Genomic DNA, 11,199 nt, shown 5'->3' with positions numbered 1-11,199 from the left:
CCCCCGCCCCGCCGCCGCCCACCCCCGAGCCGGCGACCGACGCCACCCCCGACGCACCCCGCCCGCTCGGCCGGCGCTTCGCCGCGCTGCTCACCGCGACCGGCGCCGCCAACCTCGGCGACGGGATCGTCGCCGTCGGCGTGCCGCTCGTCGCGCTCGGCCTCACGCGCTCCCCCGACAAGATCGCGCTGCTGTCCGCCGCGACCTGGCTGCCCTGGCTCGTGCTCGGTCTCACCGCCGGGGTCCTCGTCGACCGCGGCGACCGGCGCCGCCTGCAGATCGCCGGCCTCGCCGCGCGCGCCGCGCTGCTCGCGGTCGGCGGCTGGCTCGCCGCGACCGACGCGCTCACGCTGCCTCTGCTCGTCGGCCTCGTGCTCGCCTACGGCGTCACCGAGGTCGTCGTCGACCTCGCCGCCGGCGCGATCGTCCCCGACCTCGTCCCGCGCGAGCGCCTGGCCGCCGCCAACGGCCGCGTCATGGCCGTGCAGCAGGTCGCCAACGCCTTCCTCGGCGCGCCCGTCGCCGGCGCGCTGCTCACGCTCGGCACCGGCTGGGTGCTCGGCGTGCCCGCCGCGCTCGCCGTCGCGGGCGCGCTCGTGCTGTGGCGCCACGTGCCCGGCCGCTACCGCCGCACCGCACCCGCCACGCCCGCCCCGACCACACCCGCGACGACCGCCGACGGGGCCGCCTCCCCCGACGCCGCCGCGCGCCGCACGAGCGCCTGGTCCGACGTGCGCGAGGGCCTGCGGTTCGTCACGCGGCACCGCGTGCTGCGCGTCGTCGTGCTCACCGGCGCGGTGCTCAACATGTGCAGCGCCGCCTACTTCGCGGTCTTCGTGCTGTGGGTCGTCGGGCCCGGCTCGGCCGTCGGCATGACCGAGCAGACCTACCCGCTGCTCACGCTCGGCATCGCCGTCGGCGCGGTCGCCGGGTCCGTGCTCGGCGAGCCGCTCGTGCGCCGCGTCGGCGAGGTGCGCCTCATGGTGACCTGCTGGGCGCTCGCGTTCTCGCTGCTCGCGGTGCCCGTGCTCGTCCCGCGCGTCGCGCCGCTCGCCGTCGTCCTCGTGCTGCTCGGCCTGCTCAGCACCGTCGGCAACGTCATCAGCGAGACCGTCCGCCAGCGCCTCGTCCCGGCGCACCTGCTGGGCCGCGTCGCCGGCGCCGCCCGCACGCTCGGCTACGGCCTCATGCCCGCCGGTGCGCTCGTCGCGGGCGTCCTCGCGACGCGCCACGGGCTCGCCCCGGTCCTGCTCGGCGCGACCGCGCTCAGCGTGGTCGCCGTGGCCGCCGCGGCGGCCCTGCTGCGGCAGCGCGACGTCGACGCGCACGAGCTGCCCGCCCCCGCCCCGGTCGAGGGCTGAACGGGCACCGCCCCGGGAGCCGCGGTCGCGCGGCTCCCGGGGCGGTCACGGGTCCCGGCCCACCGGACCGTGCCCGGCGGCTCAGCCCAGCAGCTCGTGCCGGACGATGATCGCCTCACGGCCCGGGCCGACGCCGATCGACGACACGCGCGTGCCCGACACGTCCTCGAGGAACTGCAGGTACCGCTGGGCCGCGACCGGCAGGTCGTCGACGTGCCGCGCCTGCGAGATGTCCTCGGTCCAGCCGTCGAGGTACTCGTAGACGGGCCTCGCGTGGTGGAAGTCGGTCTGGTCGATCGGCATGTCCTCGACGCGGCGGCCGTCGACGTCGTACGCGACGCAGACCGGGATGCGGTCGCGCCCCGTGAGCGTGTCGAGCTTGGTGACCACGAGGTCGGTCAGGCCGTTCACGAGCGACGCGTACCGCACCACGACCGCGTCGTACCAGCCGGTGCGGCGCGGACGACCCGTGGTCGTGCCGTACTCGCCGCCGGTCTGGCGCAGCCACTCGCCGTCGGCGTCGAGCAGCTCGGTCGGGAACGGTCCCTCGCCGACGCGCGTCGTGTACGCCTTGGCGACCGCGACGACCCGGTCGATGCGCGTGGGCCCCACGCCCGAGCCCGTGCAGGCGCCGCCCGCGGTGCACGCCGACGACGTCACGAACGGGTACGTGCCGTGGTCGACGTCGAGCATGGTCGCCTGGCCGGCCTCGAACACGAGGGTCTTGCCCTCGTCGAGCGCGTGGTTGAGGAACTGCGGCGTGTCCGCGACGTACGGGCGCAGGCGCTCGGCGTGGCGCAGCAGGTCCTCGACGGTCTCGTCGACCGTGATCGCGCGGCGGTTGTAGATCTTCACCAGCAGGTGGTTCTTCTGGTCGAGGGCGCCCTCGACCTTCTGCCGCAGGATGCCCTCGTCGAACAGGTCCTGCACGCGGATGCCGATGCGGTTGATCTTGTCGGCGTACGTCGGACCGATGCCGCGGCCCGTCGTGCCGATGCGGCGCTTGCCGAGGAACCGCTCGGTGACCTTGTCCATCGTGCGGTTGTACGGCGCGATGACGTGCGCGGCGGACGACACCAGCAGGCGCGAGGTGTCGACGCCGCGCGCCTCGAGCGCGTCGATCTCCTCGAACAGCACCTCGACGTCGACGACGACGCCGTTGCCGATCACCGGGACGACGCCCGGCGTGAGGATGCCCGACGGCAGCAGGTGCAGCGCGTACTTCTCGCCCTCGATGACCACGGTGTGGCCGGCGTTGTTGCCGCCGTTGAACTTCACGACGACGTCGGTGCGCCCACCGAGCTGGTCGGTCGCCTTGCCCTTGCCCTCGTCGCCCCACTGGGCTCCGAGCACCACGACGGCCGGCATGTGCGATCACCACTTCCCGCTGCCCAGCGATGCGGCTCCGCCCCGCAGACGGGCGCGAGCGGGCTCGCGGCGCGGGTGACCCGAGCACGCGCGGCAGGTGACGCGTACCACCCGGAAGGGTACCGGAGCGCGGGGACACGACCGCGGGGCGTCCCGCCGCCCGGCACCGCGACGCACCGCACCGTCCCGCTCCGCGCGGCCGGGCACGGCACGCGTCACGGCGTCAGCGCAGCGCGGCGACCTCGCCGGCGGACGTGCCGCAGTCCGCGAGGAACTGCCGGCAGCGCGCGGCCTCGTCGTCCTCGCCGATCGCGGCGGCGGCCTCGGCGAGCGCGAGCAGCGCGCGCAGGAAGCCCTGGTTCGGCTCGTGCGCGACCGGCACCGGGCCCTGCCCGCGCCAGCCCGCGCGGCGCAGCGCGTCGAGCCCCCGGTGGTAGCCGGTCCGGGCGTACGCGTACGCCGCCACGGCGTCGTCCGACTGCTCCGCGAGCAGCGCCCACAGCAGCGACGACGCGGGCGCGGCGGGCACCGCGGCGCGCGCGTCGACGCCCGTCGCGAGGGTCGCGCGGGCCGTCGCGTCGGCGCCGTCGGCGGGCAGCAGCGTGGGCGCGGGACCGCCCAGGAGGTTCTCGTGGCTCATGGCGCCAGTCTCGCACCGCGGGCCCCACCCCGGTCGCGGGGGCCGTTGCCCGCGGCTACAGTCGAACGACCGACCAGCAGCCCGCCCGCCGCCGCGCGGCCCCGCAGCCCAGGGACGTTCATGATCGAGATCGCGACGTCGTCCACCACCACGACGCTGGTGGTCGCCGGCGACCTCGACCTCGCCGAGCGCGAGCAGTTCCCCGAGGTGACGGCCCGCGTGGTCGGGCTGCGACGCCAGCTCCTGGTCATCGACATGTGCCGCGTGACGTTCATGGACTCCACGGGCGCGGCGTTCCTCATCTCGCTCGCCGACGCGGGCCGCCGCCGGGGCGGCGCGACCGTGCTGCGCGGCGCCGCGGACCGCGACCTGTTCGTGCTCGAGATCTGCGGTGCGCTCGAGCTGTTCCGCATCGACCCCGACCACCGCTGCGAGCTCGACGCCGGCGCGCAGGCCGACAGCCCCGCAGGCGCCCCCGCCCCCGCCTGACGTCCCGCCCCGCGGGACGCGTCTGCGGACCGCCCGCTCTGACCGCGCCCCGCGGCGTCAGGCGTCGCGACGCGGCGCCTCGGACGCCGACGCGGGCAGCGCGCCCGGGCGGATCTTGGCCCACACGACCTTGCCGCCGCGCGACTGCCGCCAGCCCCAGTCGGCCAGCCGCTCGACGATCTGCATGCCGTACCCGCCCACGCGGCCCGGGTGGCCGTCGGTCGTCACGGGCGGCGTCGGGTTGGCGTCCTCGACCTCGATGCGCAGGCCGTCGCCCGTGTCGTGCAGCTGCAGCGCGACGTGGCCCCAGCCGTGCAGGACCGCGTTCGCGACCAGCTCGGACACCACGAGCTCGGCGTTGGAGGCGTCGTCGATCTCCCACGCCTCGCACGTGCGCACCACGGCGTGCCGCGCGCGGCCGATCGACGCGGGCTCGCCGGGCAGCGCCCAGCGGCGGCGGCGCGGGCTGACGGCGCCGCCGAGGTGCTCGTCGAGCGCCGGCACGCGCACCACCACGACGGCGACGTCGTCCTCGGGGTGGTCCGCGAGGCGCGACAGCAGGTCCTCGCCGATGCCCGCGGCGTCGCGCGCCGTCACGGCGGCGGCGACCGACTCGAGGACCGTCAGGCCGTCGCGCAGGCTGCGGTCGCGGCGCTCGACGAGGCCGTCGGTGTAGAACACCACGACGTCGCCGGGTGCGAGCGCGACCTCGTCGGTCGCGCGCGGCCCGCCGCCGAACCCGACGAGCGGGCCGCCGCGGCCCAGCAGGTGCTGCGCGTGCCCGTCGCGCACGTGCAGGAGCGGCAGGTGCCCGGCGCGCGAGAACTGCAGCGTCCAGGCGCCCGCGTCGGCGCGGCGCAGCGTCGCGAGCACGAGGCTCGCGGCGCGCGGGATCCGCATGCCGGCGAAGAGCTGGTCGACCCGCTCGAGCACCGGACCGGGCGTCGTGTTGTCGAACGCGTACGAGCGCACCACCGAGCGCAGCTGGCCCATGGTCGCGGCCGCCTCGACGTCGTGGCCCACGACGTCGCCGATGACGACCCCCACCGTGGTCGGGTCGACCTGCAGGACGTCGTACCAGTCGCCCCCGACCTGCGCGTCGTCGGCGTTGGGCGAGTAGTACGTCCACACGTCGAGGCCCTCGACCTCGGCCTGCTCGGGGAGCATCGCGCGCTGCAGGGTCTCGGCGAGCCGGTGCTCGCGGTCGTAGAGGCGCACGTTGTCGATCGACAGGCCGACGCGGCGCGCGACGAGCTCGACGACGGTCCGGTCGGCGCCGTCGAGGCCCGCGAGCCCGGACCCGGTGCGCGGCCGCACGACGAGCAGGCCGACCGTGCGCCGGCGCCCGGGCACGGGCTGCACGACCACGCGCGGGTCGAGACCCTCGCCGCCGAGCCGCTCGGCGAGCCAGCGCGCGTACGAGCCCTCGGCGTGCTCGGCGGACAGGTCGAGCTCGACGGGCTCGTCGCCGCCGCCCGCGAGCAGCGTCGCGACCGGGTCGTGCGGGCAGCGCGAGGGCGGCCGCCCGGGCAGCGCCGGGTGCCGGGGGCTCGCGTGGTACTGCTCGAGCCCGTCGGCCGCCCACAGGCCCTTCTCGGACAGGAAGAACGCCGCGGTCGCGACCACCTGCGACTCCAGCAGCGCCGCGATCTCGCGCAGCCCCTGCGGCTCGTCGACGTCCATGAGCAGGTCGGAGACGCGCGCGATGAGCGCGAGGCTGCGGCGCTCGCGGCGCTCGTGCGCGACGATCGCCTGCTGCTCGGCATGCGCGGTGAGCTCCGCCGTGAGGTCCTGCACGGCGGCGACGAGCGTGCCGTCGGGCACGTCGGCGCCGTCCACGGGCGCCAGGTGGGCGACGCAGTGCACGTGCACGCCGTCGGCGCGGCGCAGCACGACGTCGTACGACGACGCGCCCGCCGCGGCCACGGCGCGGGCCGCGGCCCGGTCCGCCGGGCGCACGCGCGGGTCGGTCAGCACGTCGACGCCGACGACGTCGTCGGCGGCGTAGCCGACGGCACGCGCGAGCGCGTCGTTGACCCACGCGACGTGCAGCGCGTCGTCCGCGGCGTGCAGCAGCGCGAGCGGCACGGGGGTCGCGGCCGCCGCCGCGCCGAGCGCACCGGGGCCCACCTGCGGCGCCGGGTGCGCGACGCGCCGCCGACGCGCCGACGACGTACGCTCGACCGCCGGCCCGATGGCGTGGGAGTTGACCATCACCACCTCCGATCGTCTAGCGTGCCGAACGGACGAACCGCTCGGCCACCTCGGCGAGCCCCCCGGCGCTCGGAAGGAGCATCGTGCGAGACGGTAACAGCCCTTCCGCAGGCGAGGACGCCGCCACGACGGAGGCGACGGCCCCGGAGGCCGCCCCCGCGACGGCCGGCGAGCCCGGCGCGGTGCAGGTCATCGTCGGCACGGACCGCACGCGCATCGTGCTCTCGGGCGAGGTCGACGCCGACCTGGGCCCGGAGCTGCAGGAGGCCACGGCCGAGGCGGAGCAGCGCGGCCTGCCGATCGAGGTGGACGCGCACCACGTGACGTTCATGGACTCGTCGGGCGTCGCGTTCCTCGCGCGGCTGTCGATCCGCAGCGAGCACCGCGTGCGGCTGCTGCGCGTGCCGCCCACCGTGCGGTTCCTGCTCGAGGTCACGCGGATCGGCGAGCTGCTCGACGTCGTCGACGAGGACGACGCCGCGCCGTTCGAGCCGGTCGACCCACCGGCCTGACGCCGACCCCCTTCGCACCACGGGCGCGGCCGCACCCGCGACGCAGGACGGCCCCGACCCCCCGCAGGGGGTCGGGGCCGTCCGCGTGGCGGCTCCGGGTCAGGAGATCCGGGTGCCCGCCGAGCGCAGCTGCTGGCACGCCTCGACGATGCGCGCGGCCATGCCAGCCTCGGCCAGCTTGCCCCAGGCGCGCGGGTCGTAGGCCTTCTTGTTGCCGACCTCGCCGTCGACCTTGAGGACGCCGTCGTAGTTGGTGAACATGTGCGCGACGACGGGACGCGTGAACGCGTACTGCGTGTCGGTGTCGATGTTCATCTTGATGACGCCGTTGTCGACCGCCTCGGCGATCTCCGCGGCCGTCGAGCCCGACCCGCCGTGGAAGACGAGGTCGAACGGCGACTCCTTGCCGATCTTCGCGCCGACCTCGCGCTGGATGTCCGCGAGGATCGACGGGCGCAGCTTGACCGCACCCGGCTTGTACACGCCGTGCACGTTGCCGAACGTGAGGGCCGTCAGGTAGCGGCCCTTCTCGCCCGCGCCGAGCGCCTCGACGGTCTTCAGGCCGTCCTCGGCCGTCGTGTAGAGCTTCTCGTTGATCTCGGCCTCGTGGCCGTCCTCCTCGCCACCGACGACGCCGACCTCGATCTCGAGGATCGTGCGGGCCGCCTGCGAGAGCTCGAGCAGCTCGGCCGCGATGACGAGGTTCTCGTCGAGCGGGATGTCCGAGCCGTCGAACATGTGCGACTGGAACGTCGGGTTCTCGCCGCGCTTGACCTGCTCGGCCTCGAGCGCCAGCAGCGGGCGGACCCACGAGTCGAGGTTCTTCTTGACGCAGTGGTCGGTGTGCAGCGCGATCGTGACGCCGTAGTGCTTGGCGACCTCGGTCGCGTACGCCGCGAGCGCGAGCGTGCCGGACACGCGGTTCTTGATCGTCGAGCCCGACGCGTACTCGGCGCCGCCGACCGACACCTGGATGATGCCGTCCGACTCGGCCTCCGCGAAGCCCTGGATGGCGGCGGTGACGGTCTGGGACGACGTGATGTTGACGGCGGGGTAGGCGAACTTGCCGGCCTTCGCCCGGTCGATCATCTCGGCGTAGACCTCGGGGGTGGCGATGGGCATCGCTGTTCTCCTGAAGAGTCGGGGAGCGGTACGACCTGAGTCTGCCACCACCGGGGCACCCGCCGTCCGGGACGTCCACCGGGACCCTCGTCCCGGTGCCGCACGGGGCCGCCCGGGGCTGCACGGGGCCGCTCAGCGGGGCACGTGCTGCACGGCCCACGCGTGCATGACGATCGCGGCGGCGGCCCCGGCGTTGAGCGAGCGCGTGCTGCCGTGCTGCGTGACGTGCACGACGACGTCGCACGCGTCCTGCGCCTCCCGGGTCAGGCCGGTCGACTCCTGCCCCAGCACGAGCACGCACGCGCGCGGCAGCGCGAACCCCTCGAGCGGCACCGACCCCGGGACGTTGTCGACGCCGACGAGAGGCAGCCGCGACCCGCCCGGACCGGCGTGCGCCGCCCAGTCCGCGAGCGCGGCCGCGTCGGGGTGGTGGTGCACGTGCAGGTAGCGGTCGGTGACCATCGCGCCGCGGCGGTTCCACCGGCGCCGACCCACGACGTGCACGCCCGCGGCGTTGAACGCGTTGGCGGTGCGGACCACGGACCCGATGTTGAGGTCGTGCGCCCAGTTCTCGATCGCGACGTGGAACGCGTGGCGGCGCGTGTCGAGGTCGGCGACGATCGCCTCGACGGTCCAGTACCGGTAGCGGTCGACGACGTTGCGACGGTCGCCGTGCGCGAGCAGCTCGGGGTCGTACCGCGGGTCGTCGGGCCACGCGTCGGGCCCGCCGGGCCACGGCCCGACCCCCACCTCGGCGGGTGCGGGGTCCGACGGCGTCCCGTCGGGTGCGGCGGGCTCGTGCGTCACGACGCCGTGTCGGCCGCGGCCCGCGCGCGGGCGGCGCGCCGCCGCTCCCACGCGACGAGCGCGCCGACCACGACAGCGCCGGTGGCGGCCAGCAGCACGACCTGGCCGACGTCGCCCTGCTGCGGCGCGAGCAGCCCGCGGTCGTCGTCCTGCCACGGCCACAGCGCGCGCAGCGAGCCCACCATGAGGCCCGTGACGACGGCCATGGTGACCTGGCGACGCTCGTGCAGCAGCCACTGCAGCGTGCGCACGAACGCCGCGAACCCGAGCACGGCCCCGAGCGCGAACGCGCCGACGAACGCGGCGTCGCGGCCGTCGAGCGCGGCCTGCACGGGCACGTACAGCCCGAGCACCACGAGCAGCGCCGAGCCCGACAGGCCCGGCACGACGAGCGCGTTGATCGCGATCGCGGCGCCCAGCACGACGTACCAGAGCGACGGCTCCTCGATCGCGACGGGCGGCAGACCCGTGAGCAGGAACGCCGCGACGGCCGCGACCAGCGCGTAGGCGCCGTCCTGCACGCGCGGCCGCGACGGCATCATGCCGAGCGGCACGGCGACCGACGCCGCGATCATGCCGGCGAACACGGCGCGGGTCGGCACGGGGTGGCTCTCCAGGAGCGGCGCGAGCGTGCGCAGCGACAGCACGAGCACGACGGCCATGCCCGCGAGCACGGGCAGCACGAGGCGCCAGTCGACGCGCCGCAGCGCGACGGTCGCCTCGGCGGTGCCGCGGCGGCGCACGACGCCGACGACGAACGCGCGGCCCGCGTGCACGACGTGCGCGGCCGCGGCGATCAGCTCGTCGTACAGGCCGACGACGAGCGCGACGGTGCCGCCCGAGATGCCGGGCACGGACTCGGCGGCGCCGATGAGCCCGCCGCGGGCGGCGTGCAGGGGGGCACGGGACCACGTCGTGCGCGGTGCCGCGAGGGTCGAGGTGGTGGGGGCGTCGGCCGGGGAGGTCGCGTCATGAGCCACCGCTCCACCCTAACCAGGCGCTTCGGGGCGCCGTCCGGCGACGTCCCGCGCCGTAGGCTGAGGGCCATGTTGACGACGTCGGCGCTCGCCGCCGCACTGACCACCGACGTGGCGCCGCTGCTGGCCGGCGGCCCGCTGCCGGCGCTCGGTCCGGACTTCCTGCAGGCCGACCACCTCATCGCGTCGTTCGGCACCGCCGCGCTGATCGGCATCACGGCCGTCGTGTTCATCGAGACCGGGCTGCTGTTCCCGTTCCTGCCGGGCGACTCGCTGCTGTTCACGGCGGGCGCGCTGGTCGCGCAGGACTCGCTCCAGCTCAACATCTGGGTGCTGTGCCTGATGCTGTTCCTCGCGGCGTTCGCGGGCGACCAGGTCGCGTACGCGATCGGCCGCAAGCTGGGCCCGCGCGTGTTCAGCCGCCCCGACTCGCGGTTCTTCAAGCAGAAGTACATCGACCAGACGTACGCGTACTTCGACAGGTACGGCGGCCGGACGATCATCGTGGCGCGCTTCGTGCCGTTCGTGCGCACGTACGCCCCGGTCGCGGCGGGCGTCGGCAAGATGAGCTACCGGCACTTCGTGTCGTTCAACGTGGTCGGTGCCCTGCTGTGGGGCGTCGGCGTGACGCTCCTGGGCTACCTGCTGGGCAACGTCACGTTCATCAAGGACAACATCGAGGCGCTGCTCGTCGTCATCGTGCTCGCGTCGCTGCTGCCCGTGGCGTTCGAGCTGTGGCGCGCGCGCCGCAAGGAGAAGGCCGGCGAGACGGTCGAGGGCCGCGACACGGCGTACGACGAGCCGGTCGAGCGCGCCGCGGTCGAGCGCGAGGTCTTCGGCCACGCGGCCACCGAGCCCGTCGCCGGGCAGGCGGGCACCGAGGTCGTCGACCTGCCGGGCGACGACGCCGGGCGGGGTGCGCGATGACGCGCGAGATCCGCTCGTGGCTGTCCGACATGGACGGCGTGCTCGTGCACGAGAACCACGCGCTGCCGGGCGCCGCCGAGTTCGTGGGCGCGCTGCAGGCCGCGGAGCGCCCGTTCCTCATCCTCACGAACAACTCGATCTACACGCCGCGCGACCTGCGGGCGCGCCTGGCCGCGACGGGCATCGACGTGCCGGAGCAGGCCATCTGGACGTCGGCGCTCGCGACCGCGCAGTTCCTCACCGACCAGATGCCCGGCGGCTCGGCGTACGTCATCGGCGAGGCGGGCCTCACGACCGCGCTGTACGAGGCCGGCTACACGCTCACCGCCGCGCGCCCGGACTTCGTCGTGCTGGGCGAGACGCGCACGTACTCGTTCGAGGCGATCACGCAGGCCATCCGCCTCATCCAGGGCGGCGCGCGCTTCATCGCGACGAACCCCGACGTCACGGGCCCGAGCGCCGAGGGCGACCTGCCCGCGACCGGCGCCGTCGCCGCGATGATCTCGGCGGCCACCGGCCGCAAGCCGTACTTCGTGGGCAAGCCGAACCCGATGATGATCCGCTCGGCGCTCAACCGGATCGACGCGCACTCCGAGACGACTGTCATGGTGGGCGACCGCATGGACACCGACGTGATCGCGGGCATCGAGGCCGGGCTGCGCACCTACCTCGTGCTCACGGGCTCGACGCGCGCGACCGACGTCGAGCGGTTCCCGTTCCGCCCCACCCAGGTGCTGGACTCCGTCCAGGACCTGCTCGAGATGGTCTGACGCGCACGCCCG

General features: G+C 75.2%; 11 protein-coding genes. 5 read left to right on the top strand and 6 right to left on the bottom strand.

Translation table 11 applies throughout. The features are described from left to right. Positions 1-1,361, top strand: a 1,361-nt coding sequence (locus CS2_RS04675) for an MFS transporter (RefSeq protein ID WP_070319077.1), incomplete at its 5' end; no start/stop codon positions are given. A gap of 81 nt (positions 1,362-1,442) precedes the next feature. Here CS2_RS04675 and CS2_RS04670 read toward each other — a convergent pair. Next, positions 1,443-2,729: an adenylosuccinate synthase gene (locus CS2_RS04670; RefSeq protein ID WP_070319076.1), complete on the bottom strand. Its 1,287-nt coding sequence runs from the start codon at positions 2,727-2,729 to the stop codon at positions 1,443-1,445. 223 nt (positions 2,730-2,952) lie between these two features. Further along, complete coding sequence (locus CS2_RS04665; protein ID WP_070319075.1) at positions 2,953-3,369, bottom strand: DUF3151 family protein; 417 nt, start codon at positions 3,367-3,369, stop codon at positions 2,953-2,955. Positions 3,370-3,489: 120 nt separating this feature from the next. Between CS2_RS04665 and CS2_RS04660 the strand changes: the two genes are divergently transcribed. Next, a complete protein-coding gene (locus tag CS2_RS04660; protein WP_070319074.1) occupies positions 3,490-3,858 on the top strand; it encodes an STAS domain-containing protein in 369 nt (122 codons plus the stop codon). 57 nt (positions 3,859-3,915) lie between these two features. On the opposite strand, the gene CS2_RS04655 is transcribed toward CS2_RS04660, so the two are convergent. Beyond that, positions 3,916-6,072, bottom strand: a complete 2,157-nt coding sequence (locus CS2_RS04655) for an ATP-binding SpoIIE family protein phosphatase (protein WP_070319085.1) — start codon at positions 6,070-6,072, stop codon at positions 3,916-3,918. A gap of 83 nt (positions 6,073-6,155) precedes the next feature. On the opposite strand from CS2_RS04655, the gene CS2_RS04650 reads away from it, so the two are divergent. Then, positions 6,156-6,584 (top strand): STAS domain-containing protein, encoded by a 429-nt coding sequence (locus tag CS2_RS04650; RefSeq protein ID WP_046529205.1) that lies wholly within the window; start codon positions 6,156-6,158, stop codon positions 6,582-6,584. 99 nt (positions 6,585-6,683) lie between these two features. Here the strand turns inward: CS2_RS04650 and fbaA are convergent, their stop codons facing one another. The 3 genes from fbaA to CS2_RS04635 all read right to left on the bottom strand — a co-directional run bounded on the left by fbaA (position 6,684) and on the right by CS2_RS04635 (position 9,493). Then, positions 6,684-7,754 (bottom strand): class II fructose-bisphosphate aldolase, encoded by a 1,071-nt coding sequence (gene fbaA, locus CS2_RS04645; RefSeq protein ID WP_255430545.1) that lies wholly within the window; start codon positions 7,752-7,754, stop codon positions 6,684-6,686. 84 nt (positions 7,755-7,838) lie between these two features. Beyond that, the gene (locus CS2_RS04640; RefSeq protein WP_070319083.1) at positions 7,839-8,513 is read right to left on the bottom strand and encodes a TrmH family RNA methyltransferase; all 675 of its coding nucleotides are present in this window, start codon (positions 8,511-8,513) and stop codon (positions 7,839-7,841) included. Continuing rightward, positions 8,510-9,493 (bottom strand): DUF368 domain-containing protein, encoded by a 984-nt coding sequence (locus CS2_RS04635; RefSeq protein ID WP_082739882.1) that lies wholly within the window; start codon positions 9,491-9,493, stop codon positions 8,510-8,512. The genes CS2_RS04640 and CS2_RS04635 overlap by 4 nt, the downstream gene beginning before the upstream one ends. A gap of 66 nt (positions 9,494-9,559) precedes the next feature. On the opposite strand from CS2_RS04635, the gene CS2_RS04630 reads away from it, so the two are divergent. After that, entirely contained in the window at positions 9,560-10,417 is an 858-nt protein-coding gene (locus CS2_RS04630; protein WP_046529207.1) for a VTT domain-containing protein, read from the top strand. Further along, positions 10,414-11,187, top strand: a complete 774-nt coding sequence (locus CS2_RS04625) for an HAD-IIA family hydrolase (RefSeq protein WP_046529208.1) — start codon at positions 10,414-10,416, stop codon at positions 11,185-11,187. The genes CS2_RS04630 and CS2_RS04625 overlap by 4 nt, the downstream gene beginning before the upstream one ends. The last annotated feature ends 12 nt before the right edge of the window (positions 11,188-11,199 follow it).

This window comes from Cellulomonas iranensis NBRC 101100 = JCM 18110, from assembly GCF_001552375.1.
Classification (GTDB): domain Bacteria; phylum Actinomycetota; class Actinomycetes; order Actinomycetales; family Cellulomonadaceae; genus Cellulomonas; species Cellulomonas iranensis.
The sequence above is the reverse complement of the archived record's forward strand: the minus strand, read 5'-3'. Positions and strand labels throughout refer to the sequence as shown.